The 26,266-nt window shown below is 30.5% G+C and carries 20 protein-coding genes; 18 read left to right on the top strand and 2 right to left on the bottom strand.

Going from position 1 to position 26,266, the window contains the following annotated elements; translation table 11 throughout:
* Window positions 1-175: 175 nt before the first annotated feature.
* The 3 genes from AWN65_RS07855 (at window position 176) to AWN65_RS07845 (ending at window position 3,058) form a co-directional block, all read left to right on the top strand.
* Window positions 176-1,558 carry an MATE family efflux transporter gene (locus AWN65_RS07855; protein WP_060382657.1) on the top strand — a complete coding sequence of 461 codons (1,383 nt, stop codon included), beginning with the start codon at window positions 176-178 and terminating at the stop codon, window positions 1,556-1,558.
* A 19-nt stretch (window positions 1,559-1,577) separates the two neighbouring features.
* The gene (locus AWN65_RS07850; RefSeq protein ID WP_014165363.1) at window positions 1,578-1,805 is read left to right on the top strand and encodes a hypothetical protein; all 228 of its coding nucleotides are present in this window, start codon (window positions 1,578-1,580) and stop codon (window positions 1,803-1,805) included.
* Window positions 1,806-2,062: 257 nt separating this feature from the next.
* A complete protein-coding gene (locus AWN65_RS07845) occupies window positions 2,063-3,058 on the top strand; it encodes a TerC family protein (RefSeq protein WP_060382656.1) in 996 nt (331 codons plus the stop codon).
* 378 nt (window positions 3,059-3,436) lie between these two features.
* Here AWN65_RS07845 and porX read toward each other — a convergent pair whose 3' ends face one another.
* Complete coding sequence (gene porX / locus AWN65_RS07840) at window positions 3,437-4,981, bottom strand: T9SS response regulator signal transducer PorX (protein WP_060382655.1); 1,545 nt, start codon at window positions 4,979-4,981, stop codon at window positions 3,437-3,439.
* A gap of 160 nt (window positions 4,982-5,141) precedes the next feature.
* On the opposite strand from porX, the gene AWN65_RS07835 reads away from it, so the two are divergent.
* The 9 genes from AWN65_RS07835 to AWN65_RS07795 all read left to right on the top strand — a co-directional run bounded on the left by AWN65_RS07835 (window position 5,142) and on the right by AWN65_RS07795 (window position 16,865).
* The gene (locus AWN65_RS07835) at window positions 5,142-7,181 is read left to right on the top strand and encodes a M13 family metallopeptidase (protein WP_060382654.1); all 2,040 of its coding nucleotides are present in this window, start codon (window positions 5,142-5,144) and stop codon (window positions 7,179-7,181) included.
* Window positions 7,182-7,264: 83 nt separating this feature from the next.
* The gene (locus tag AWN65_RS07830) at window positions 7,265-8,500 is read left to right on the top strand and encodes an HD domain-containing protein (RefSeq protein WP_060382653.1); all 1,236 of its coding nucleotides are present in this window, start codon (window positions 7,265-7,267) and stop codon (window positions 8,498-8,500) included.
* Window positions 8,501-8,534: 34 nt separating this feature from the next.
* Window positions 8,535-9,557: a UDP-3-O-(3-hydroxymyristoyl)glucosamine N-acyltransferase gene (lpxD, locus tag AWN65_RS07825; RefSeq protein ID WP_060382652.1), complete on the top strand. Its 1,023-nt coding sequence runs from the start codon at window positions 8,535-8,537 to the stop codon at window positions 9,555-9,557.
* Window positions 9,558-9,562: 5 nt separating this feature from the next.
* A complete protein-coding gene (locus AWN65_RS07820; protein WP_060382651.1) occupies window positions 9,563-10,951 on the top strand; it encodes a bifunctional UDP-3-O-[3-hydroxymyristoyl] N-acetylglucosamine deacetylase/3-hydroxyacyl-ACP dehydratase in 1,389 nt (462 codons plus the stop codon).
* A 56-nt stretch (window positions 10,952-11,007) separates the two neighbouring features.
* On the top strand, window positions 11,008-11,793 hold the full coding sequence (gene lpxA, locus AWN65_RS07815; RefSeq protein ID WP_060382650.1) for an acyl-ACP--UDP-N-acetylglucosamine O-acyltransferase: 786 nt from the start codon (window positions 11,008-11,010) through the stop codon (window positions 11,791-11,793).
* An 18-nt stretch (window positions 11,794-11,811) separates the two neighbouring features.
* Window positions 11,812-12,378 carry an elongation factor P gene (gene efp / locus AWN65_RS07810; protein WP_060382649.1) on the top strand — a complete coding sequence of 189 codons (567 nt, stop codon included), beginning with the start codon at window positions 11,812-11,814 and terminating at the stop codon, window positions 12,376-12,378.
* On the top strand, window positions 12,378-13,319 hold the full coding sequence (locus AWN65_RS07805) for a UDP-3-O-(3-hydroxymyristoyl)glucosamine N-acyltransferase (RefSeq protein WP_060382648.1): 942 nt from the start codon (window positions 12,378-12,380) through the stop codon (window positions 13,317-13,319). Before efp ends, AWN65_RS07805 begins: the two co-directional genes overlap by 1 nt.
* A 114-nt stretch (window positions 13,320-13,433) precedes the next feature.
* Window positions 13,434-14,306 (top strand): succinate--CoA ligase subunit alpha, encoded by an 873-nt coding sequence (gene sucD, locus AWN65_RS07800; RefSeq protein ID WP_060382647.1) that lies wholly within the window; start codon window positions 13,434-13,436, stop codon window positions 14,304-14,306.
* A 786-nt stretch (window positions 14,307-15,092) separates the two neighbouring features.
* Entirely contained in the window at window positions 15,093-16,865 is a 1,773-nt protein-coding gene (locus tag AWN65_RS07795) for an AMP-dependent synthetase/ligase (RefSeq protein ID WP_060382646.1), read from the top strand.
* Between the two features lie 1,416 nt (window positions 16,866-18,281).
* Here AWN65_RS07795 and AWN65_RS07785 read toward each other — a convergent pair.
* Window positions 18,282-19,448 (bottom strand): tyrosine-type recombinase/integrase, encoded by a 1,167-nt coding sequence (locus AWN65_RS07785; protein WP_201025147.1) that lies wholly within the window; start codon window positions 19,446-19,448, stop codon window positions 18,282-18,284.
* 203 nt (window positions 19,449-19,651) lie between these two features.
* On the opposite strand from AWN65_RS07785, the gene yhdJ reads away from it, so the two are divergent.
* The 6 genes from yhdJ (at window position 19,652) to AWN65_RS07755 (ending at window position 26,219) form a co-directional block, all read left to right on the top strand.
* Window positions 19,652-20,536: an adenine-specific DNA-methyltransferase gene (gene yhdJ, locus AWN65_RS07780; RefSeq protein ID WP_060382644.1), complete on the top strand. Its 885-nt coding sequence runs from the start codon at window positions 19,652-19,654 to the stop codon at window positions 20,534-20,536.
* The gene (locus AWN65_RS15220; RefSeq protein ID WP_060382643.1) at window positions 20,508-21,626 is read left to right on the top strand and encodes a hypothetical protein; all 1,119 of its coding nucleotides are present in this window, start codon (window positions 20,508-20,510) and stop codon (window positions 21,624-21,626) included. The genes yhdJ and AWN65_RS15220 overlap by 29 nt, the downstream gene beginning before the upstream one ends.
* 124 nt (window positions 21,627-21,750) lie before the next feature.
* Window positions 21,751-22,893: a hypothetical protein gene (locus AWN65_RS07770; RefSeq protein ID WP_060382642.1), complete on the top strand. Its 1,143-nt coding sequence runs from the start codon at window positions 21,751-21,753 to the stop codon at window positions 22,891-22,893.
* Between the two features lie 181 nt (window positions 22,894-23,074).
* The gene (locus tag AWN65_RS07765) at window positions 23,075-23,938 is read left to right on the top strand and encodes a hypothetical protein (RefSeq protein ID WP_235588302.1); all 864 of its coding nucleotides are present in this window, start codon (window positions 23,075-23,077) and stop codon (window positions 23,936-23,938) included.
* Complete coding sequence (locus AWN65_RS07760) at window positions 23,931-25,100, top strand: AAA family ATPase (RefSeq protein ID WP_060382641.1); 1,170 nt, start codon at window positions 23,931-23,933, stop codon at window positions 25,098-25,100. The genes AWN65_RS07765 and AWN65_RS07760 overlap by 8 nt, the downstream gene beginning before the upstream one ends.
* 150 nt (window positions 25,101-25,250) lie before the next feature.
* Complete coding sequence (locus AWN65_RS07755; protein ID WP_060382640.1) at window positions 25,251-26,219, top strand: DUF4365 domain-containing protein; 969 nt, start codon at window positions 25,251-25,253, stop codon at window positions 26,217-26,219.
* Window positions 26,220-26,266 lie beyond the last annotated feature (47 nt).

The raw sequence follows: 26,266 nt of genomic DNA, 5'->3' as shown, positions 1-26,266 counted from the left end.
TTAATAAAAAACTACTAAACTTATAAATTCTGTTTTGTAGCTTTAGGTATTCTGAAAAATGTTTTTTGAAATGAATTAGATTAGCTGATAGCTGAGTGTGACTTTTGTTAAGAATAGTAGTCGTAATTAGGAATTATTATTGTAATTGCCATTGAATGAATTATCTTTGCATATTATGAAGCTTTCAACTTATACTCGCGAATTCAAAGAAAATATTAAATTGGCTTATCCTATTGTTTTGGGTATGTTAGGTCATACTTTAGTTTCTATTGTAGATAATATAATGGTAGGGAAACTAGGAGCTAAAGAGTTAGCGGCAGTTTCTCTTGCAAATAGTTTTGTATTTATAGGAATGTCGTTAGGATTAGGTTTCTCAACAGCTATAACTCCTTTGGTGGCGGAAGCTGATGGAGAAAATAATCTAATTAAAGGACGTAGTGTTTTTCATCATGGATTATGGCTTTGTACAGGATTGGGGATCATTTTGTTTGGAATTATTTATTTTGCTAAACCTTTGATTGTATATATGGGGCAACCTGAAGAAGTGGTTGAGTTAGCTAAACCTTTTTTAGATTTGGTTGCATTTTCATTAATACCATTGATTGTTTTTCAGGGATATAAGCAATTTGCTGATGGTAAAAGTGAAACTCAATATGGTATGTGGGCCAATTTACTTTGTAATGTAGTGCATTTATTCTTCAATATAGTATTGATTTATGGTGTTTGGATTTTTCCAAAAATGGGAATGCTAGGAGCTGCGGTTGGGACTGTTTTGTCTAGAATTATCATGGTGGTTTATATTCATTTTGCTCTAAAATCTAAGAAAAAGTTTAAACCTTATTTCGAAGGATTTAGCATTAAAAGTATAGGGAAAACAATGACCAAAAAAATTGTAAATTTAGGATTGCCTTCTGCAATGCAAATGTTTTTTGAAGTTGCTTTGTTTACGGGAGCCGTTTGGTTATGTGGAAGTATTGGTACCACTAGTCAAGCTGCTAATCAAATAGCACTAACTTTAGCCACTTTTACTTTTATGTTCGTTTCAGGTTTAGGTGTTGCAGGGATGGTACGAGTGGGAAATCAGAAAGGAATACAAGATTATAAAAAGTTACAAATTATTGCACGTTCTATTTTTTTATTAGCAATTCTAATCCAAGGATTTTTTGCACTTATTTTTGTGTTGACAAATAATTGGTTACCTAAAATTTTTATAGATTCTCAAAATACATTAACAATAAAAGATAATTTAGAAGTAGTTTCAATTGCTTCTAATTTAATTTTAATAGCAGCTGTTTTTCAAATTTTTGATGGCATACAAGTAACAATGCTCGGAGCATTACGAGGAATTCAAGATGTAAAAGTACCTATGTACCTTACATTTGTTGCATATTGGATTATTGGTTTTCCTATATCAATATATTTAGGTTTATTTACTTCTTTAAAAGCTATAGGAATATGGATCGGATTATTATCAGGGCTTATTGCAGCAGCATTACTTTTATATTATAGGTTTGAAAAATTATCAAAACAAATGATTTTTCAAAGCCTTAAAACTTAATATTTAAAACCATTATAAGATGACATTACCAAAATTTGTTTTAGCAGATAATTCTGATTTTCCAGATGATATTTTTATCATTCATTTAGAATTTCCTCGCTTTTTAATTAATTTAAAAGATGATTCTGTAGAATTTATAGAAGAATTAGATGATGAAGATGAAACAGAAATAGCAAGAGAAATGGAGCATTTAATTATCTTAGCAGGTGAATTTTATGATCGCGAAATGGAGCGCTATGAAGAATAATAAGAAATAAGTTTATTTATGAAAAAGACTATCTAAAAAATAATGATCTGGTGTTTAGTTTGTTGTTTCTGTAAAACAGAGGTTAAATGATCAATAGTTTTACTGTTAGTTAAAATAACATCGCAATCCTTTTTTAGATAGCTTTGTTCGTTTTTTAATTCTATCAAGGAATGTTTAGGTGTAAGATTCCTAAAAGATAAAATATATTTTCAAAAGTAAGAGAAAAGAAAGTAAATAAAAAAATAAAATAGTTTAATATGAATGAACACCCAATTTTTGCAGAGCATCCTTGGTTAATTGTCACATTTGCAATTGTAATATTGTTTATGCTGTTGTTAGACTTAGGAATCTTTAATAAAAAGAGCCATGAAGTATCTAGTAAAGAAGCTGTAACTTGGTCATTTGTTTGGATAGCCTTAGCAATGGGATTTAGTGGGCTAGTATATCATTTTGCAGGAGCAATTAAATTCTATGAATTTCAATCAGCATATTGGATAGAAAAAGCACTTTCAGTAGATAATCTCTTTGTGTTTATTATGGTCTTTAAGTTTTTTGATGTAGCCAATCAAAATAAGCACAAAGTTTTATTTTGGGGAGTTATTGGAGCATTGGTTTTAAGAGCAATATTCATATTTTCAGGAGCCTTTTTAATAGAGTTAACTTATTTGAATAAAATTTTAGGACTTATAGGGTTGCAAGGGCTTAAATACGATATTAATCTAGTAATGACACTTTTTGGCGTGTTTTTAGTGTATGCGGGTGTTAAGTCCTGGTTTGCCAATGAAGAGGATGAAAATCAAGATTATAATGATACCAAGGGAGCACGTTTAGTTCGTCAGTTTTTTAATGTTAGTGATGATTATGATGGAAATAATTTTTTTACAATTGAAAATGGAAAGAAAATAGCAACACCTTTATTAGTTGTAGTAGCAGTTATTGAATTTACAGATTTGCTATTTGCAGTTGATTCTATTCCCGCTATTTTTGCTATTTCAACAGATCCATTTATCTTATACACCTCTAATATTTTTGCTATATTAGGATTGAGAGCATTATTTTTTCTGTTAGATAATTTTATATACTTATTTCATAAACTGCCTTATGGTTTGGCTATTATTTTGAGTTTTATAGGAATTAAGATGATTATAGCACCTTTTTATCATGTTGATTCAATTGTATCACTCCTTATAATAGGAACTGTTTTAGTATTATCTGTACTTTTATCAATTCTTATGCCTAAGGCAGAAGAATAGTAAATTAGTTTAAAAATATAAAGTACAAAATTCTAATAGGGAGTAACTAAACATTCAGTTTGTCACCTTTACGAGAGGAAAAGTTATAGGATTATATATATGATTTTTCCTCTCGTTTAAATGATAAAATTAGAGTCTTTTAAGGTGTCCTTTTTTGTTAAAATCAAGGACATTTACGTTTTTTGTTTTCTTTAAAATATAAATTACGCCATAGAAAAATATTACAGGTAGAAATGGCTTTAAATTTATAAGAGTACTTTTTTTTCAATGTAGAAAAAAGCAGAGTATGTTTTTCCTTTACAAAATTCTACCCATAATTTCAGTTAAATTATGATTTTTTGGATTAGTTAATGGTAACACAAAAAAGTGTATTAAAATTTATTTCTTAGGGCTAAATACTAAAAAAGGAATAATCATTTCTTCTAATGAAATACCTCCATGTTGGTAAGTATTTCGATAGTAACTAGCATAGTGATTATAATTGTTTATGTAAGCTAAGAAATGATCACTTTTTGCAAAAATAAAAGAGCTTGTCATGTTAATAGCAGGCAACCCTATTTTTTTTGGATCTTTGATAGCTAAAACGTCCTTAGATTCATAAGTAAGACTTCTTCCTGTTTTATAACGTAAGTTTAAACTAGTGTTTTTATCGCCAATGACTTGAGAAGGGTTTTTAACATTAATAGTTCCGTGATCTGTTGTTAGGATTAATTTAAAACCTAAACGTTGTGCTTGTTGAATGATTTCTAAAAGAGGCGAATTTTTAAACCAACTTAATGTTAAAGAACGATATGCTTTATCATCAGAAGCTAATTCTTTTACCACATCCATGTCTGTTTTAGCATGTGAAAGCATGTCAACAAAGTTGTAAACAACGGCTACTAATTTTTTATCTTTTAATCCTTTGAAGTTTTCGGCTAATTTTTTACCATTGGCAAAATTAGTTACTTTGAAATATTCATGCGAAATATTTAATCTAAGTCGTTTGAGCTGTTCTGTTAAAAATTCAGCTTCATATAAATTTTTACCACCTTCGTCTACATCATTTTTCCAGTATTGAGGGTACATTTTTTCCATTTCTATTGGTAACAATCCTGAGAATAGCGCATTTCGAGCATACTGAGTAGCTGTTGGTAATAACGCAAAATAAGGAGTTTCATCTTCTAATTTATAATGATTTCCTAAGACCGTTTCGAAAGATTTCCATTGATCATATCGTAAATTATCAATTACAACGAAGAGTATATTTTCATCTTTCCTTAATTCGGGTACTACAAGCTTTCTGAAGACTTCATGAGATAAAATGGGGCGATCATGAGATTTTGTAAACCAATCTTCATAGTTTTTTTCAATGAATTTGCCAAATTGTGAGTTAGCTTCAGCTTTTTGAGATTCTAAAATTTGAAACATATTTTGGTCATCTATATTTTCTAGTTCCATTTCCCAAAACATTAATTTCTTATATAAATCTACCCATTCTTCATAAGTATCAACCATAGCCATATCCAAGGCTATTTTACGAAATTCTTTTTGATAGTCTAATGTAGTTTTTTCGGATATTAGACGAGAATGATCTAAGTTCTTTTTTAAGCTTAAAAGAATTTGATTGGGATTAACAGGTTTGATTAAATAATCCGCAATTTTAGCACCAATTGCTTCTTCCATTAAGTATTCTTCCTCGCTTTTTGTAATCATAATAATAGGAATAGCCTGTTTTTTTTCTTTCATTTCAGAAAGAACTTCAAGTCCAGTCATTCCAGGCATATTTTCATCCAAAAAAATGATGTCAAAATTCTCTTCCTGAAAAAGATCTAAGGCATCTCTACCATTATTGCAAGTCGTAACTTGATAATTTTTCTTTTCTAAAAATAATATATGTGGTTTTAATAAGTCTATTTCGTCGTCAACCCAAAGTATTTTCATGGTCTCCTTTTTTTGTATTAGGTAATGATTTTTAGATTCTATTGCTGCAGAATCAATGCAATTTACTATTTTAAAAACTATCGTTTCTTAAAAATAGTATAAATTATAGTATTTTTTTTACATTTAAAATATATTTGACCTTTAAAAATATAGAAATAATATGAAAATCAATAAACTATTCATTTTATCATTGATCATTACTCTTTTTATAGGAAGTTGTAAAAAAGAAATGATAAATGTTAATACTCCTGATGTTTTAGTTAGCAATAGAGATACTACAACCGCTCTTTCAAAAGACTTTTTTGAATACGCTAATGGAGGCTGGTTTAAAAAAAATCCAATTCCATCATCAGAAAGAAGTAATGGTATTTTTAGAACTATTCAAGACACAATAAATAATCAGATTAAACAGATTTGTGAAAAATCAGCTAAAGAAGATGCAGAAAGAGGAAGTAACAAACAAAAAATTGGCGATTTTTATATTTCAGGAATAGATACTTTAACCATAAATAGAATAGGAATCAATCCTTTAAAAAAAGAATTATCTAAAATTGAAAACATAAAAAATCCAACTTCATTGCTAGAACATTTAGCATATATGCACACCATAGGAACAAATCCAGGTTTTGATTTTTATATTGCTCAAGATGATAAAAATAGTGCTAAATATGCTCTTTTTTTTAGTCAAGGAGGGTTAGGCATGAGAAACCGTGATTATTATTTTAATACAGATAAAGAAACAGTAAAAATACGTGTAGCATATTTAGAACATTTAAAGAAAATATTTAAATTAATAGGAACTGAAAAAACAGCCTTAAATGATGCTCAAACAGTTCTAAGACTAGAAACAGAATTAGCTAAAAAATCCAGAAAGTTAGAATCACTTAGAGATCCTAGACTAAATTATAATAAAATGACTTTGGCAAAGTTTAAAGAGTTAACACCTAACTTAATGTGGGATAAAATGTTAGGACAATTAAAAATTAAAAAAGTAGATTCTGTTATTGTAGGACAGCCCGAATTTTATAGAGCATTCAATGAAACAGTCAAAAAATACACACTTCAAGAATGGAAAGTGTATTTAAAATGGAATTTAGTTAATTCCTACGCAATTTATCTAAGCAACAATTTTGAAAAAGAACATTTTTATTTCTATTCAACCGTTATGAGCGGTGTAAAAGAACAAAAACCAAGATGGAAACGAGTAGTAGAGCAAACAGATGAAGCACTTGGAGAACTTATTGGTCAGGTGTATGTGGAAGAATACTTGCCAAAAGGGACAAAAGAAAAATTATTAGAAATAGGGAATGCTATTCGAGAAGTTTATGCAGAACGAATCAAAAAATTAGATTGGATGAGTCCAGAAACTAAGAAAAAAGCCCTCTTCAAATTATCTAAAATCGTTATGAAAGTAGGATATCCAGATAAATGGAAAGATTTAAGTTCCATTTTAATTGATAAACATCATTATTTAGCTAATGTAATGGCAGTAAATCAATGGAATTATAATGAAATGGCTTCTAAATACGGTAAATCTGTAGATCGTACAGAATGGGGTATGTATCCACAAACTTACAATGCCTATTATAATCCAAGTAATAACGAAATATGTGTTCCTGCTTGCAATATAATCGTTCCTGGTTTTAAAGGACGTATGCCAGATGATGCAGTATTGTATGGAATAATAGGAGGGTCAACTTTCGGACATGAGATGACACATGGTTTTGATGATCAAGGAAGTCAATATGATGAAAAAGGAAATCTAAAAAATTGGTGGACAACTGAAGATTTAAAGAAATTTAAAGCTAAAACTAAAGCCATCGTAAAACAATATAATAAATATGAAGCATTACCCGGAAAATACGTTAATGGAGAAGCAACCCAAGGAGAAAATATTGCGGATTTAGGAGGAGTAATTATGGGATATGAAGCATTTAAAAAAACAAAACAGTTTAAAAATAAACAAAAAATAGCCAGTTTAAATCCAAATGAACGCTTCTTTTTAGCTTATGCTTATGCCTGGATGGTTAATGTTAAACCAGAAGCATTAGCACAACAATTAATAGAAGATGTTCATGCTCCAGCACGTTACAGAATCAATGGTCCTTTAAGTAATATAGATATATTTTATGAAACATTTAAAATAAAAGAAGGAACAAAGATGTTTATTCCTAAAGACGATAGAGTAATTATTTGGTAATAATATAGCTATGATTAAAAAAAAACTGATAGTGGATGAAAATTCTCAGGTTTTTTTATCTTTGTTATACTAAATCTACATTTGTGAGTAATACAAACAAACTTAAGATATTCAATGATCCAATATATGGTTTTATAACCATTCCAAATCCCTTTATCTACGATTTAATACAACACCCTTATTTTCAAAGATTAAGAAGGATCACTCAAATGGGAATGTCATATTTAGTTTATCCAGGAGCCCATCATACTCGTTTTCATCACGCATTAGGATGTTTACATATAATGCAAAAAGCAGTAAGCGTACTTCGGTTTAAAAATGTGGCAATTTCAGAAGAAGAAGAAAATGCACTCTATATCGCCATATTATTACATGATATAGGGCATGGACCATTTTCACACGCCATGGAACATAGTATAGTAGAAAATGTTCATCATGAAGAAATATCGCTTTTATTTATGAATAAACTCAATAAGGAATTTGAAGGGAAGCTAACCCTAGCCATTCAAGTTTTTAAAGGAGAATATCATAGAAAGTTTATGCTTCAATTGATCTCAAGCCAGTTAGATATGGATCGAATGGACTATTTAAAAAGAGATAGTTTTTATAGTGGAGTAGAAGAAGGAAAAATTAATTCCGATCGTTTAATTCAAATGATGAATGTAGTAGATGATGTTTTGGTTATAGAAGAAAAAGGAATTTATTCAGTTGAAAAATTTTTAATGGCTCGTAGACTCATGTATTGGCAGGTATATTTGCATAAAACAAATTTAGTAGCAGAAGAGATTTTAACCAAAATATTAAAAAGAGCTAAAGAATTATATCAAAAAGGAATAGAAGTAGAATGTAGTAAACCCCTATACTTTTTTATAAAAAATAAAGTCTACTTTGAAAAATTTAATGATTCCATATTAGAAGAATTTTCAAAATTAGATGATGCAGACATAGTAGGAGCCATTAAAAATTGGCAATATCATGAAGATTACACCTTAAGTGAATTAAGTAGAATTATAATTAATAGAGATTTATTAAAAATAAAATTAGGAGAAGAGAAATTTCCTTCAGAAGAAGTAAATCAATTAATAGATGATTTTGCTCGACTAAAAAAAATATCAACTTTAGAAGCAAAATATTTTGTTTTTAAAGGGAAAATAAAAAATCAAGCCTATAGTAAAATAGCAGAACCCATTAGAATACTAAAAAAAGACGGAATATTGGAAGACGTAGCCGTTTTGTCAGATCAATTATCCTTAAAAGCTTTGTCAAAACAAGTAACAAAATACTATTTGTGTTATCCAAAACAACTAAATAAAAGTTAAAATTTCCGCAAAATTTTATACTTTTGCAAGAATTATGAAGTTTACAGCAGAACAAATTGCAGCAATATTAGATGGACAAGTAGTAGGGAATCCTAATGCAGAAGTCTCTAAGCTATCTAAAATAGAAGAAGGTACAGAAGGATCATTAACATTTTTAGCCAATCCTAAATACCTAAATTATATATATGAAACGAAGGCAACCATAACCATCGTAAATAAAAGTTTTCAACCCGAAAATGAATTGACTACGACTTTAGTTAAAGTAGAAGATGCTTACAAATCATTTTCAAAATTATTAGAATTTTATAACCAAATAAAACACAATAAAATAGGTATAGAGGAACCCTCTCTATTATCAAAAAGTGCTAAATACGGAGATAAATTTTACTTAGGAGCTTTTAGTTATATAGGTGAAAATGTGACAATAGGTGAAAATGTAAAAATTTTTCCAAACACATTCATAGGAGATAATGTTGTTATTGGTGATAATACAATGATCTTTGCAGGAGCAAAAATTTACTCAGAAACCATAATAGGAAAAAATTGCACAATTCATTCAGGAACAGTTATAGGAGCCGACGGATTTGGTTTTGCTCCTGATGAAAATGGAGAATATACCAAAGTACCTCAAATAGGAAATGTTGTTATAGAAGATAACGTAGACATAGGAGCAGCAACTACCATAGATAGAGCAACCTTAGGATCTACCATTATACGCAAAGGAGTTAAGTTAGACAACCAAATTCAAATAGCCCATAATGTAGAAATAGGCAAAAATACAGTAATAGCTTCCCAAACAGGAGTAGCAGGTTCTACTAAAATTGGAGAAAATTGCATGATAGGAGGGCAGGTAGGTATTGTAGGACATATTATTATTGGCAACAATGTTAAAATACAGGCTCAATCAGGTATTGGTAGAAGTTTAAAAGACGGAGAAGTTGTACAAGGAAGTCCAGCTTTAGGTTATAATGATTTTAATAAATCCTATGTACATTTTAAAAACTTACCAAAAATTGTATCAGAAATAACAGAACTAAAAAGAAATATAAAGAAGTAGTAGTCATGGTTAAACAAAAGACCATTCAGTCAGAAATTACACTAAAAGGAGTTGGTTTACATACAGGTAAAGAAGTTACAATGACTTTTAAACCCGCTCCTATAAATAACGGGTTTACTTTTATACGTGTTGATTTAGAAGGACAACCTATTATTGAAGCAGATGCAAATTATGTTGTAAATACCCAAAGAGGTACAAATCTAGAAAAATTAGGAGTTATGATTCAAACTCCTGAGCATGTCTTGGCAGCATTAGTAGGATGTGACTTAGATAACGTAATTATTGAATTAGATGCCTCAGAATTACCCATTATGGATGGCTCCTCAAAACATTTTGTAGAAGCTATTGAAAAAGTAGGATTAATAGATCAAGATGCAGAACGCGATGTTTATGTAGTAAAAGAAGTTATTTCCTATTTAGATGAGTCAACAGGTAGTGAGATTACCGTGATTCCATCTGATGAGTATTCTGTAACCACAATGGTTGACTTTGGAACAAAAGTATTAGGTACGCAAAATGCTTCAATGAAAAATATTTCTGAATTTAAATCAGAAATAGCATCTTGTAGAACTTTTAGTTTCTTACATGAATTAGAAATGTTATTAGAACACGGTCTAATTAAAGGAGGAGATCTTAATAATGCCATTGTTTATGTAGATAAAGAATTATCAAATGAAACAATGAACAAACTAAGAGTTGCTTTTGGTAAAGATGAAATTTCAATTACACCTAATGGAGTACTAGATAATTTAACCTTGCATTACCCAAACGAAGCAGCACGTCATAAACTATTAGATGTAGTAGGTGATTTAGCTTTGATAGGAACCAAGATAAAAGGTAAAATCATAGCTAATAAACCAGGACATTTCGTCAATACACAATTTGCAAAAAAAATCGCAAAAATCATTAAAAATGAACAACGTAATAATGTCCCCGTTTATGATTTAAACAAGGAACCTTTAATGGATATTCATAAAATAATGTCCATGCTTCCACATAGGCCGCCCTTTTTATTAGTAGATAGAATTTTGAGTATGAGCGATACCCAAGTGGTAGGTCTCAAAAACGTTACTATGAACGAAGATTTCTTCGTCGGACATTTTCCAGGAGCTCCAGTAATGCCAGGAGTCTTAATTGTTGAAGCAATGGCACAAACAGGAGGAATACTGATTTTAAGTACCGTTCCAGATCCTGAGAACTATCTTACTTATTTTATGAAAATAGATAATGTTAAGTTTAAACATAAAGTTTTACCAGGTGATACTTTAATCTTTAAATTAGAATTATTATCACCAATAAGAAGAGGTATTTGTCACATGCAAGGATATGCGTTCGCAAATGGGAAATTAGTAGCAGAAGCTGAATTAATGGCTCAAATTGTTAAAAACCAATAAGTGTATAGTGTTTTTAAAAAAAACACTAGTTAATTTAAACTTATAATAAATTAGAAATGAATCAACCATTAGCATATGTACATCCAGGGGCTAAGATTGCAAAAAATGTTGTAATTGAGCCTTTTACAACGATACATAATAATGTGGTAATAGGAGAGGGGACTTGGATAGGTTCTAATGTAACAATTATGGAAGGAGCTCGTATAGGTAAAAACTGTAATATCTTTCCTGGTGCCGTTATATCGGCTGTTCCGCAAGATTTAAAATTTGGAGGAGAAGATTCCTTAGCCGTTATAGGTAATAACACCACCATTAGAGAATGTGTTACAATTAATAGAGGAACAGTAGCTTCTGGACAGACAATAATAGGCGATAATTGTTTGATTATGGCCACAGCCCATGTTGCTCATGATTGTCATATCGGAAATAATGCCATAATAGTAAATGGCGTAGCATTAGCAGGTCACGTTACAGTCGGAGATCATGCCGTAATAGGAGGATTAGCCGCAGTTCATCAGTTTATATCCATAGGAGATCACGCCATGATTTCAGGAGGATCATTAGTTCGAAAAGACGTACCACCCTATACAAAAGCAGCTAAAGAACCATTGTCTTATGTGGGAATTAACTCAGTTGGACTCAGAAGAAGAGGGTTTTCTACAGAAAAAATTAGAGAAATTCAAGATATATATAGAATTTTATATCAAAAAAATTATAATACAACTCAAGCACTAGCAATCATTGAAGCTGAAATGACAGCCACCCCAGAGCGAGATGAAATTCTTGATTTTATTAGAAATTCATCTAGAGGTATTATGAAAGGTTATACAGGAAATATTTAAAAAAAATAGTAAAATAAAATGGCAAGTACGGCAGACATTAGAAACGGATTATGTATTAAGTATAATAACGATATTTTTAAAATCGTTGAATTTTTACACGTTAAACCAGGGAAAGGACCTGCTTTCGTTAGAACCAAATTAAAATCATTAACTTCTGGAAAAGTACTAGATAATACATTCTCAGCAGGTCATAAAATTGAAGTAGTGAGAGTTGAAACACACACTTTTCAATATTTATATAACGAAGGATCAGAGTTTCATTTTATGAACCAAGAAACTTTTGAGCAAATAACTTTAAATAAAGATATTTTAGACGCTCCTGATTTGTTAAAAGAAGGAACTAACGTAATGGTGCAAATCAATACAGAAACAGAAATGCCTCTGTCTGTAGATATGCCAGCTTCAGTAGTTTTAGAAGTAACCTATGCCGAACCAGGAGTAAAAGGAAATACCGCAACAAATGCTACGAAACCTGCTACTGTAGAAACAGGAGCTCAAGTAAATGTACCTTTATTTATTAATGAAGGAGATAAAATTAAAATTGATACAGCAACAGGCGCTTATATGGAGCGTGTTAAGGAATAATGAGATTTCTTAGGCAATATAGTTTAGAAGAAATAGCATCCATCATAAATTGTAAATTTATAGGGGATGCTAATTTTCCTGTTTTAGGGATGAATGAAATACACGTAGTTCAATCAGGAGATATTGTCTTTGTAGACCATCCTAAATACTACGATAAAGCTTTGCAATCCGCAGCTACAATTATTTTAATCAATAAAGAAGTTCAATGTCCAGAAGGAAAAGCTCTATTGATTTCAGAAGATCCCTTTAGAGATTTTAATTTTCTTACAAAATATTTTAAGCCCTTTCAGGCTTCTAATACCTCTATAGCTTCTACCGCTCAAATAGGAGAAGGAACTATAATACAACCCAATTGCTTTATTGGAAATAATGTAAAAATAGGCCTAAACTGTTTGATTCATTCAAATGTTTCTATTTATGATCATACCGTTATTGGAAATAATGTTATTATCCATTCAGGAACAATTATTGGAGCAGACGCATTTTACTATAAAAAAAGACCCGAAGGATTCGATCAATTATTGTCAGGAGGAAGAGTGATACTCGAAGATAACGTAGGAATCGGAGCATTATGTACAATTGATAAAGGAGTAACAGGAGATACCACTGTAGGAGAAGGAACTAAAATAGATAACCAAGTACATATAGGACATGATACCGTAATAGGTAAAAAATGTTTAATCGCTTCACAAACAGGTATTGCGGGTTGTGTTGTTATAGAAGACGAAGTTACATTGTGGGGGCAAGTAGGTATTACTAGTGGTATAAAAATAGGTGAAAAAGCAGTAATAATGGGACAAACAGGAGTTACAAAATCACTTGAAGGATCTAAAGCCTATTTTGGAACACCAGCAGAAGAATCTCGTGAAAAATTTAAGCAGTTAGCAAACCTTAAAAAAATGCCTGAAATACTGAATAAACTTAATCAAAATGAAGAATAAATAAGAACTAAATATTCTAAAAAAATCACATATTCTTTTCAAAAAATAATTTTAAAGTAAAAGTAAAAGGTTTACTTTTGCGTCATATATTTTATAACAAACAATACACATATTATGAGTGTTTTAGTAAATAAAGATTCAAAAATAATCGTACAAGGTTTTACAGGAAGTGAAGGAACCTTTCATGCTTCTCAAATGATAGAGTACGGAACTAATGTGGTAGGAGGAGTAACTCCTGGTAAAGGCGGTTCTACACACTTAGAACGTCCCGTATTTAATACCGTTAAAGATGCAGTAGATCAAGCAGGTGCAGATACATCTATTATTTTTGTGCCGCCAGCATTTGCCGCAGACGCTATTATGGAAGCAGCAGACGCAGGTATTAAAGTGATTATCTGTATTACCGAAGGTATTCCAGTAGCAGATATGATTAAAGCATATGATTATATCAAAGGAAAAGGTTGTAGATTAGTAGGTCCTAACTGTCCAGGTGTAATTACTCCAGAAGAAGCAAAAGTAGGAATTATGCCAGGATTTGTTTTCAAAAAAGGAAATATTGGAATTGTATCTAAGTCAGGAACCCTTACTTATGAAGCAGCAGATCAAGTAGTTCGTCAAGGATTTGGAATTACTACAGCTATTGGTATTGGAGGAGATCCAATTATAGGAACAACTACAAAAGAAGCTGTTGAATTATTGATGAATGATCCTGAAACACATTGTATCATCATGATCGGTGAAATTGGAGGTCAATTAGAAGCAGATGCGGCTAAATGGATTAAAGCAGACGGTAATCGTAAGCCAGTTGTAGGTTTTATTGCAGGCGAAACGGCTCCAAAAGGACGTACAATGGGGCATGCAGGAGCAATCGTAGGTGGAGCTGATGATACAGCTGAAGCTAAAAAAAGAATTATGAGAGAAAATGGCATTCACGTTGTAGATTCGCCAGCTGAAATTGGTAAAAAAGTAAAAGAAGTATTAGGGTAAATTTTTATACACAAAATACTTAAAATAATAGGGATATTTAATTTTTAGATGACCCAAAACTAAATAAAAAGGAATCCAAAGCATGGATTCCTTTTTCGTTTTTAAAGAATCCATTTAACCCCAGATTACGCGACGTAGTTTTATGAAATAATACCATTTAAACTTTGAAATTTCCTCATAATAATAATTTTTTAACACTGAGACTATCCAAAAAAGTTCACAATCTTTTCATTTCGACCAAAGAAATAAATCACATAGTGTTGATTATGAAACTCCTCCTTGCGTAGGAGTGACAAACTGGATGTTGATTTAGGGACTATCCTATAAAAGCAATAAAAATTAATGTTGGTTCTCGATGCGCTTCGCGCTCGAACTAACGATGATTTCAATTATATACTCAACCATCTGTTCGAGTTGTTTTAAAATCAAAAAACATATCTAGAACTTTATTTTATAATCCAATACATTTTAAGTTTAAATGGTATAAAATACAAAAAAGAGTACTTCTTTAGTTTTGAAATTATTTTACCTACAATAAAAATTTATCAGATAATTTGAATTTAAATTCCTTTTAAATTAACTTTTATACATTCAGTCTGTAAAAGACAAAAATCATTTAATAGATTCGTTGTTATTGTTTAAAAACAGGCTTAGATAGAATACTTTTATTCAAACAAAAAAACTTTTTTGTGTAAAATTTTGCTAATTAATTTTAAAAAATAAATTAAAATTGTATTTTAAGTTTAAATTATTTAATTTGCACTATAACTTTACCCACATTTAATAATGACGAACATTACAAGATTATTTGATTTTCCTTATTATCAGCTAGAACAGAATAACTTACCAGACGCGTTAGTTACAAAATATAACGGAAAATGGGTTAAAACCTCTACCCAAGAATATTTAGATAAAGCAAATGCCGTTTCAAGAGCACTTATCGCTATGGGGGTGCAAAGAGATGATAAAATAGCCATTATTTCATCTAATAATAGAACAGAATGGAATATTATGGATATAGGAGTGTTGCAAATTGGAGCTCAAACAGTTCCTATTTATCCCACCATATCAGAACAAGATTATGAATATATTCTAAATCATTCTGAGTCAAAGTATTGCTTTGTATCTGATAAGGAAGTTTTGAATAAACTAAACGCCATAAAAGCTAATTTATCTAATTTAATAGATGTTTTTACATTCGATGAGATACCTAGTGAAAAAAATTGGACAGACCTATTGACTATAGGAAAAGACACAAGCACTCAAAATTTTGTTGAAGAACGAAAAAATAATGTAAAACCAAATGATTTAGCCACCATTATTTATACTTCAGGAACCACTGGTAAGCCTAAAGGAGTAATGTTATCTCATCATAACATTGTATCGAATGTTTTAAATAGTTCTGACAGAATTCCATTAGTAGCAGGTAAAGCAAAAGCAATGAGCTTTCTTCCTATTTGTCATATTTTCGAAAGAGTTATTTTATATATTTATCAATATTATTCAATTTCAATTTATTTCGCTGAATCTATTGATAAAATCTCAGATAATTTTCAAGAAGTAAAACCTGATGTATTTACCGTTGTTCCTAGACTATTAGAAAAAGTTTATGATAAAATTTATGCAAAAGGAACCGAATTAACAGGAATCAAAAAGAAAATCTTCTTTTGGGCAGTTGAACTAGGTTTAAAATATGAACCATACGGTAAAAATGGTTGGTGGTATGAATTTCAATTAAAAATAGCACGTAAATTAATATTTAGTAAATGGCAAGAAGCTTTAGGAGGAAATGTAAAAATAATGGTTTCAGGAAGTGCTGCCTTACAAACTCGTTTAACCCGTGTCTTTTCTGCAGCTGGAATGCCTGTAATGGAAGGATATGGTCTTACTGAAACATCACCTGTTATAAGTGTAAATGACATGCGAAATGGTTTATTTCGTATAGGAACGGTAGGGAAGCCTATAAATAATGTAGAAATAAAAATAGGAGAAGACGGCGAAATTCTTTTTAAAGGACCCAACTTAATGATGGGGTATTATAAAGATCAAGACCAAACAGACGAAGTAATTAAAAACGGTTATTTTCATACAGGAGATATAGGAGAATTTGATAAAGATGGTTTTTTACGTATAACAGATCGTAAAAAAGAAATGTTTAAAACATCCGGAGGTAAGTATGTAGCTCCTCAGATTTTAGAAAATATATTTAAACAATCTCGATTTATTGAACAAATTATGGTGGTTGGAGAAGGACAAAAAATGCCAGCAGCAATCATTCAGCCAGCTTTTGAATTTATAAGAGAATGGGCTCATATTCATCATGTAAATATTGGCTCGACTAATGAAGAACTTGTTCAAAACCCAGAAGTAATAAAAAGAATTTACCAAGAAATAAATCATTTTAATGCTAAATTTGGAAATTGGGAACAAGTAAAGAAAATTGAATTAACACCTGACGTTTGGTCAATAGATGGTGGGCAGCTTACACCCACTCTAAAACTAAAACGCAAAGTCGTTTTAGAAAAATATAAAGATCTATATGCTAAAATTTATCAATAAAATAAAGCGTTTTGTAAATAAAGAAAAGACTCCCTGAAAATTAGATGCAGTTAGTTCTGTCAATTTGCCTAATTGATTCACTCTAGCCAGCCATCAAGAGAAATCAGATAAAATGTATATAGTGTCGTTTCTCCAATTACTGAAGAGATAAATTAAACCTTAAAAATATACCCAAAATATACTGATTTTGAGTGTCTAGCTTTTACTTATTGATTGAAAATAAACGCTTACGTTTTTTCATCGTGCTTTCTTTTAAGGTACATTCATAATGATACAAACACTAGCATATCTTAAAATAAATGTTATTTTAGAAGAAACAAACCCCGAAATTGCTCAAAAAGAGTCAAAAACGGGGTTTTTCTTTAAATACTATGCCAAAAATAATACGTTGAAGAGAATTTCAATATCAAATTCCATTTTTGTCCTCAATAAAGATCTTGATGATTTTTTCGCCCAATTTTTAAAAACAGATTTTAGAAAAAATTATCTTTCAATCCCTTCCTCAAAGCTTGTTCAAGCATCTTCAAACTAAAAGACTCTCAAAAAAGAACTCATTGTTATTTTATACCTAAAGGCAAAATTGCTCTGATGATGAAAACTACTACAGCTCTACTTGTTATGAAAGCAAAGTACGCTTTCTCACAAATCAGAAATTGCTTTAGAAGTGAGTACAGTAGAATTATAAGCAAATGGAGACGCTTTGTGTCATTTGTTTTAAAAAAATACCATTTAAACTTTGAAATTTCCTCATAATACTATTTTTTTAACCCTTAGACTGCCCAAAAAGTTCGCAATCTTGTCATTTAGACCAAAGGGAGAAATCACATACTATTGATTATAAGACTCCTCCTTACGTAGGAGTGACAAACCGCATGTTGATTTATACGATTTAAACTTTGAAATTTCCTTATAATACTTTTTTTAACCCTGAGACTGTCCAAAAAGTTCGCAATCTTGTCATTTCGACCAAAGGGAGAAATCACATACTATTGATTATGAGACTCCTCCTTGTGTAGGAGTGACAAACTACATGTTGATTTAGAGACTATCCTATAAAAGAAATAAAAATTAGTCTTGATTCTCGATGCGCTTCACGCTCGAACTAACGATGATTTCAATTATATACTCAACTCTTTGTTCGAGTTATTTTAAAATGAAAAAAACAGATCGAGAACTTTATTTTTTAATCCAGTATATTTTAAGTTTAAATGGATAAAACTACCAAGAACTAAATATTTAGATTAGCGTAAGCGATACAATAAATATTCAAAAAAAGAGAAAAAAAGAAATTAAAAAGAGCAAAAACGTTCCAGACAGAATGGTCAGTATTAGCAAAAGTTATATCCGCCCAATTCTAAACCACAAAATAGCAATATATATTAAAAAATCCAGAAAATCTAAGGTTTTCAAATGGTATCACAAAAATAATCCATCTAGAGGACTTTTTATTTTAGAAAGTGTCACATCGGTAACATGCGTGTAAATTTGAGTTGTTTTAATATTGCTATGTCCTAAAAGCTTTTGCAAAAAACGAATATCTGCCCCTCCTTCAATTAAATGTGTAGCATAACTATGTCGCAATCCATGTATTCCAATAGTTTTAGTAATCTTAGCTTTTTTCATAGCACTTTTAAAAACAGCTTGAATACTACGAATCGAATAATTGCCACCGTAAGCCCCTTCAAACAACCATGTCTTAGGACGATATTCTAAATAATAAGCTCGGAGGTCTTCTAAAACCGATTCAGGAAGATTCGTATAACGATCTTTTTTTCCTTTTGCATTTACAATCAAAACCCGCATAGACTGACTATCAATATGTTCTACTTTTAGATTAACAATTTCACTCACGCGTAGTCCCATCCCGTAACATAATTTTAAAATAAGCCGATGCTTTTTATTTTCCAAAACTGAGAATAATTTCACAATTTCATTTTTGGATAACATTTTGGGTAATGTTAAAGGGTTTTTGGGTCTGGGAATATCAAAAAACATTTGCTCGCGATGCAAGACTTTTTCAAAATAAAATTTGATTGCATTAATTTTAGAGTTCATACTTTGCTCCTTAAGTTCATTTTTTTGCAAACAGTACAGAAAGTAATCTTTCAATCTATCTGGTGTTAGAGAATTTACAGAAACGTTCCCCAGTAGTGACAATAATTGCATAAACTCTTGCAGATAGGTACGCTTGGTGTGGGGGCTGTAAGCTATTAAATCTAACTGATTACTATATTGAATTACAGCCAAGCGATTATTTTCTGAAATATGACTAAAAGTTTGCTCTTTCAAAGTTTTAAGAGGCAGTTTTAGCTCCTTACGAACGGCAGCTAAGTCAGGTAAATACCATGCTTTATGTGTACTACTATAACGGGCTGATGGAAAGCGTTCGCGGAGTGCGTCTTTCAAACTAAGCTGATATTTAAACTGAATCCAAATGATGTTTCGACCTTGATGTGTGCCGAATGAAAATTGATATTGTGATAAATCCATAACTGCGCATTTTAAATATTTAAATATTATTTTTCGCAATAAAACTATATAAAGATACATAAAATACGTATTTGATGTATCTTTTAAAAGTATTGATTTTAAAGGCATTAGCTAGATGAACTTAGTTTTGTTTGTTGTTCTTTGTAATCATCGCTGAGTTGCGTATATTTGTGTGTTATGTGCCATTCTAAAAGACCGTGCTACAACGAAATGACTGTGAACAAAAACAGACAACTTTCAATCGAACGACCTGTTATTTTGACTAAATTTGAAACGACTTTTAATTGAATTTGAAAATGGAAATATTAGGAAACGAACAACATAAAATTATTCACGGAGACGCTTTGGAAGCATTAAAAATACTTCCTGACAACTCTGTGGACTTAATTTTTGCTGACCCACCCTACAACATTGGCAAAAACTTCAACGGACACATTGAAAAATGGAAAACTGAAGAAGCCTACCTTGACTGGTGTTACGAATGGCTAGACTTGTGCATACAAAAACTTAAACCCAACGGCAGTTTTTATGTAATGACAGCGACACAGTTTATGCCGTTTTTCGACATTTATCTTCGTAAAAAGTTAGACATACTTTCCAGACTTGTTTGGTATTACGACAGTTCAGGTGTTCAAGCTAAAAAATACTACGGTTCGATGTATGAACCAATCTTGTTTTGCGTAAAAGACAAAAACAACTACACTTTTAACACGAATGACATTTTAGTAGAAGCCAAAACAGGAGCAAAACGTAAACTTATTGACTATCGCAAAGCAGTTCCAACAGTTTACAGCTCAGAGAAAGTTCCTGGCAATGTTTGGGAGTTTGCAAGGGTTCGTTATCGTATGGATGAATACGAAAATCACCCGACACAAAAACCAATCGCATTACTCGAAAGAATTATCAAAGCAAGTTCAAACGAAGGAGATTTAGTTATAGACCCATTCTCGGGAACATTTACTACTTGCTTTGTTGCAAAAGAACTTGGAAGAAATTCCATTGGTATAGAGCTTCAAGACGAGTATGTAAAAATCGGTTTACGGAGATTACAGTTAGCCAATGAGTTTAAAGGCGAAAAATTAGAAAAGGAAATCCGCACCTTTGAAACACAAAAGATTGCAAACATTAATCAACAAACATTATTTGAACCTAATGGAACATATATTCACGCAAAACATTAAACAAGTTTTACAAAGTCACTTCGGAGACTTAGCTGAAGACGTATTCAATAATAGCTATTTAATTCGCTACATAAATTTAAAAACTAGGTCGGCAAATAAAGGGTCAAAATCAAGGGGGAGTTTTCACCCTCTTGCAGTTTTATATGTTCTTATTGAAGATTACATTTCAAAAGGATTCGATACAAATGACAGTTATAAAGATTATGACGGGGCAACTTTCACAGTAATAAAATCGAGAGCTACCGAATTGCCATTTTGTAAGAAAATTCAAAACCACTCTTTCAACAATAGAGTAAACTCAGAATTTGAGAAGTTTTTTAAGGAAGAAATTGAATTCATTCCGGTTATTAGAAATCTTGAGACAAAAAAATATTGGATTAATGAGAACTTACTTCGAGTAAAAGAACAGAATATCGCAAAAGCGGTAATTGAGATAATCAACTCTTATTTTGCCGCAAAGCAAGAAGCTTTTATGGGTTTTATTAAAGCTTGTGAAGAACTTCAAAAGTTTGAAGAAGATAAAACTAAGAACATTGAAGATTTTATTATTGGTTTATTAGCTCCGAATGTTGATGCAAGACTATTTGAAATCGTGAGCTACTCGATTTTAAAATTCCATTATCACGACCAAAACATTATTTGGGGATTTGATATGGATAATTTGACAACTGAATCTTTACAGTTATATAAAACAGGCAGAACAAATGCAAACGATGGTGGAATTGATTTTGTAATGAAGCCATTAGGTAGATTTTTTCAAGTCACTGAAACAATTGACTTTAAAAAGTATTTCCTTGACATTGACAAAATTCAGAAATACCCGATTTCATTTGTAATCAAATCAGAAGAAAGCACAGAAGATTTGCTTCAAAAAATAAGAGACAATGCAAACAAAACTTACTCAATAAAATCTATTGTCGAGAAATATATGAGTTGCATTGAAGAAGTAATCAATATACAAGTTTTACGTGAGAGATTTAATATCGCAAATCAACAAGGGTATCTAAAACCTATACTTGACGAAATAATTTTACAAAGTAAGGTTGAATTTAATTATGACGATTCGGACACAGAAGATGACGAAGAATAGAAGAACGGCACATAACAGCACCTACAAGAAATTGGCGGTTCAGTGATTTAATGAACATTTGTGCTTCGAAATCGTCAACTTCTTGTAGCTGCAAAACGTTATGTGCTAGCTTAAAACCTAAAATATGAAAGAAAATCTTCAATACAAACTTGACCAAATAGCAAGTGTTTGGAATGATTTCATTTGGGAATATGATTTTTGTAAGCGTACTATAAAATTCACACCGGAAGTAAGGAGTAATTATTTTGGAGATATATTAGGATATTTTGGGGATACATTTGACATAATATTTGATAACAGAGAATCAAAGTCTTATTCAGACAGATTTTCAAATCAAATTAGCTTTTTACAAAGTATATATGTTCAACAAGATTTTATTGAGGAATTACTTTTAATTTTTAAATGCAAAACAAATAAAGGAGATTTAAAGAAAGATAATAACTACATTATAAATAGAGACATAAGAAATGAATTAGTCGGACATCCAATTAGAAAACAAAGTGGACAATTTATCTCTTCTTGTTTATTTGGTTATAATGGTGGAAGTGATAAAATTACCTACTTAAGATATCATAAAGACAATAATTATGAATTCGAGTCAATGGAATTTGAAGTATCAGATATTATTTTACGCCATAATAATTTTTTAATAAAATACTTTGACGAAATCTTAAATAAGTTAAAACGTATTCTGACAAGTTTTGTAAAAGAAATAGAAAAATTGGAATCATTCATACAAACTAAAAGTTTCAATGAAGTTCTTAATATCTCATCTGCCTTCTTTGAATCAATTTTTAAATATGATTTTATTTATGATAAAGAATCTTTGCTTAAAATTTACGCACGAAGAAGTGAACATAAAAGATATCAAAACCTAATTGACAAATTTTACAGAGACTTGAAAAGTTCTCTCAAAGAGAAAAAAGATTCTGCAATAGAAGTTTTTCAGGCAAAAAAAGTTTTTGAAGAATATGAAATTAAAAGGCCTGCTTTAAATTTGGATATAATAAAATTCATTGATACGTCAAAAATAACAAAAACTGAAAATAACGTAATACCTGTAACATATAATTACGAACTTGGAAAACTCGCAACAAAGAGAAATCTGAGAGATTTTAGTCATTTTGGAAGTACTCTAAAATTAAAATGTGTAGAAAATAAAATTGTCTTAGATGAATTGGAACATATGGAATTGAATTTTTATGATGATATTGAATATTATTCAGCATTTAGATTGATTTGGAGTGAACTAAATAATAATGATTAAAAAGCCAGCACATAACAGGCGTTTGGCAAGATTGCGAATTTTGTAGTAAATTCACGTTTACATTTCGCAAGAAATTTTATCTTTAACAGAAAATAATCGGTTCCGAAGTTCGCAACCTCGCCAAGCGCCGGAACGTTGTGTGCAATGTTTCGCGAAATCTACAGAATAACAAGCCTAAAATATGATATTTAACATTTACTACATAAATTTTCCAAAAGTTTACGAAATTAAAATGATGTTAAGCAACATTATTTTACTAAACAAAGAGCTTGAAAGCAATAAAAATATTGAAGGAGATACAGAGTTAAGAGCAAAATTTGATTTTGGAACAAAATTTTTGAATCTTTTTAATGTTGAGGCTGAAGGAAAAGCAAGAGTCGCAGGAAGTTCAGCACAAAAGGTTTTAGAAACATTCGAAGTAAAAACAACAAAATCCGTTATTCTTAATGATATTATTGAAAATTCTAAAGCAATACAAAACTTTGAAGACTTAAATGAAGGCGAAATAATTAGAGTTGATAATGTTTCACTTTCATTGGAGAATGAGCCAGAATTGAGAATTGTAAAACTTATGACAAGCGATGCTTTTAAAGGTTTATCCATACCAGGAGCAAATGGTTTTGATATGGGAGGGTTATTCAATTCAATGTTCAAAGATTATGCATACAAACTTAAAGGAGAACTAACAAATTCAACTGATAAAATACTTGTCAAAATCCCACTAACTTTTGAAAGTGAATTTGAAAGTTCATACAGTGTCGATGATTTATTTATTGGAAAGGTTTCTTTGTTAGGCTTATATAAAGGAAAAATAAAATTAAGTGAATTAAAAAACTCGCTAGAATTCTTTCAAGAAATTGGAAATTTTCAACAATCATTTAATAAAAATGAAGATGAAGAAATACAAAATAGTCAGTATGAGGATAATTTACAAACAAATTCCTTTAATCCTTTCGTAAGTAGCTTAAAGGATAATACAGAATACCATTATATTGATATTTTGTCAATAGTTCAAATCATTAAAACGCAAAAAAAGAATGATTAAAAAAAGTGAATTATTACTATATACAACATCTAAATATAAAGAATTAAAAGCGTTTTTTGATGTTCAAGAAAAATCCATATTAAGTATAACTGACTTCATAATGGATGAAGAATTAATAAATGAGCACTATGCTTTCGAGACAGTAATAGATGTGTCTGCTTTAGCAGTAATAACACAATATCATTCTGAAAGAATTATCAGCTTATTTGATGAATCTTTCGTATTCATTGCAGATGAAAAACATAGAAATTTTTATGAAAAAGAATTAAGATTTTGCTTTTCAGAGTTTAAAATTTTTGAAGCTTATTTTGAAAAAGAATCAAGTGAAAATGATTCAAATAATAAACATTTAGCAAAAAAACATAAGAAAATTATTGACTTGGAACCCCAAGAATTAGAAACCTTTTTTAATTCATTTAATAACTCACTTTATGGTCACAATAAATTCAAGGATGATTTCAAATCTTTGGTTGATAATTTTAGAGTTTTTAATAAACTTGGAGAACATAAAATTTTATCATTGTTTTTACTAGGCGATTCAGGTGTAGGTAAAACAGAAGTAGCAAGAGCTATACATAAAGCATTAAATGGACAAAATAAAGTTGCAAAAATAAATTTTGGAAATTACAGTAGTGACAATTCTTTAAATTCATTAATTGGTAGCCCAAGAGGATATATAGGCAGTGAAGATGGAGAAATATTTATTAGAGTTGCAGAATCAGATACAGGTATAATTCTTATTGATGAATTTGAAAAATCAAATTCTACGCTTTTCAATTACTTTCTTGATGTTCTTGAAAATGGAAAAATGATTAGCTCATTAGTACACGAAATTGATTTAAACGGTTTTATTATAATATTTACTTCTAATATTTCTAAAGATAATTTTAAAAATGTAATTTCTCCAGAGTTAAGATCAAGATTTGATTATAAAGGATATTTTTCGATTTTAAAAAATCAAGATAAGCTTAAATACGTGGAATTTAGAATTAATAGTATAATAAAGAAATTTAACAAGAATGTCGCAAATGTTTTAGACGACACATTTAAGTACGAGGTTTTTCTTGAAATAAATGTTGGGAAGCACAATAATATGCGAGATTTAAATAAAGAAATAAAGAAATTATTTGTTGAAAAATTAAAAACAAAAATTATAAATTAACACTGCACACAACAGCGGTTTGGCGCCATTGCTGGGCTTGGGCATACTTGGAAAAACTCTGTTTTTCCCAATCTTGGTTTTGTACCTGCAAACTTTTGTGCTATATTTACGCAACGGCAAGCCAAGCCGTGAAACGTTAGCCGTCATTTTATGAACACTCCGAAAGTCACAGAAAATTATTATAAAGAACGTGAAGGCGTTTTGAAAGTTGCGATAGAGTTGAACTCTAATGGTTATGTATTTCGTGAAACTTCAAATGGTGATATTGGAATTGACGGACAAATAGAACATGTAAATGAACAAGGAGAAGCGACAGGGAAAATTGTTGCTGCACAAATAAAATCAGGGAATTCTTATCTAGTTGACAAGGGAGACCATTTTGCATTTTACCCTCACGAGAAACATAAAAATTACTGGTCAGTCTTTCCGCTTCCTGTAATCTTATTTGTGTACTATCCAAATGACGATAGAATATATTTTACAGATGTAAGATATCAACTAAACATTCCAAAGCAAAATCACACCTATATAACATTAGATAAGAGCTCCTTCTTGAACAACTTAACGGCTAAAAATATATTTGAAACAACGGGAGATTTAAGTGTTCCCTACTATTCAATTGACCAAGTGTTTTCTATAATGGCAAAGACCATATGTCCAAACCCAACCTTTCATATTAGCTACCTAGACTTATTTACACAAGGGCTGACTAACTTGTGCAGACATGTTTATTTCAGTATGGATGTTGCTTTGGTAATTGCGGATTACTACAATGAAACGGAATTTGGACTAGGAATGGGTTACGGTGAGCATGAGTTTTTACATGAGTATGCAAAGTTTTTGATGAGCCAAAATCTAGCAACTATTGACTATTCAGACTATCTTATTGATTGGAAGGAAAGGCAATTACAGCCAACGTTTATTGCACCATTAACAGTTAGGGGACGTGAACTTCTAGAATATATTAAGATTACTGAAAGCAAGTTTAAAACAGAATTACCACCGACAACTTTGGTAAGAGAGAGGTATATTGAAATGCAATTTCGTACCCAAGACGATTATATGAGATTAGACTTAGGAAAAAAAATAAGAGAAATAATAACAAAAACGAACGGCTAACAAGGTATTGCCAAAAGCGGGGCTGAACGGCTTCGATTGGACATTTG

It is taken from the genome of Flavobacterium covae, assembly GCF_001534645.1.
GTDB classification, from domain to species: Bacteria; Bacteroidota; Bacteroidia; order Flavobacteriales; family Flavobacteriaceae; genus Flavobacterium; species Flavobacterium covae.
This window is presented reverse-complemented; position numbering and strand designations above follow the sequence as displayed.

Bases quoted from the DNA above. Each gene is read 5' to 3' on its own strand.
- AWN65_RS07765 (WP_235588302.1), top strand. From the start codon at position 23,075: ATGATATTTAACATTTACTACATAAATTTTCCAAAAGTTTACGAAATT.
- AWN65_RS07835 (WP_060382654.1), top strand. From the start codon at position 5,142: ATGAAAATCAATAAACTATTCATTTTATCATTGATCATTACTCTTTTT.
- AWN65_RS07795 (WP_060382646.1), top strand. From the start codon at position 15,093: ATGACGAACATTACAAGATTATTTGATTTTCCTTATTATCAGCTAGAA.
- efp (WP_060382649.1), top strand. From the start codon at position 11,812: ATGGCAAGTACGGCAGACATTAGAAACGGATTATGTATTAAGTATAAT.
- AWN65_RS07850 (WP_014165363.1), top strand. From the start codon at position 1,578: ATGACATTACCAAAATTTGTTTTAGCAGATAATTCTGATTTTCCAGAT.
- AWN65_RS15220 (WP_060382643.1), top strand. From the start codon at position 20,508: ATGGAACATATATTCACGCAAAACATTAAACAAGTTTTACAAAGTCAC.
- lpxA (WP_060382650.1), top strand. From the start codon at position 11,008: ATGAATCAACCATTAGCATATGTACATCCAGGGGCTAAGATTGCAAAA.
- lpxD (WP_060382652.1), top strand. From the start codon at position 8,535: ATGAAGTTTACAGCAGAACAAATTGCAGCAATATTAGATGGACAAGTA.
- AWN65_RS07770 (WP_060382642.1), top strand. From the start codon at position 21,751: ATGAAAGAAAATCTTCAATACAAACTTGACCAAATAGCAAGTGTTTGG.
- AWN65_RS07755 (WP_060382640.1), top strand. From the start codon at position 25,251: ATGAACACTCCGAAAGTCACAGAAAATTATTATAAAGAACGTGAAGGC.
- AWN65_RS07855 (WP_060382657.1), top strand. From the start codon at position 176: ATGAAGCTTTCAACTTATACTCGCGAATTCAAAGAAAATATTAAATTG.
- AWN65_RS07805 (WP_060382648.1), top strand. From the start codon at position 12,378: ATGAGATTTCTTAGGCAATATAGTTTAGAAGAAATAGCATCCATCATA.
- porX (WP_060382655.1), bottom strand. From the start codon at position 4,981: ATGAAAATACTTTGGGTTGACGACGAAATAGACTTATTAAAACCACAT.
- AWN65_RS07845 (WP_060382656.1), top strand. From the start codon at position 2,063: ATGAATGAACACCCAATTTTTGCAGAGCATCCTTGGTTAATTGTCACA.
- yhdJ (WP_060382644.1), top strand. From the start codon at position 19,652: ATGGAAATATTAGGAAACGAACAACATAAAATTATTCACGGAGACGCT.
- sucD (WP_060382647.1), top strand. From the start codon at position 13,434: ATGAGTGTTTTAGTAAATAAAGATTCAAAAATAATCGTACAAGGTTTT.
- AWN65_RS07760 (WP_060382641.1), top strand. From the start codon at position 23,931: ATGATTAAAAAAAGTGAATTATTACTATATACAACATCTAAATATAAA.
- AWN65_RS07820 (WP_060382651.1), top strand. From the start codon at position 9,563: ATGGTTAAACAAAAGACCATTCAGTCAGAAATTACACTAAAAGGAGTT.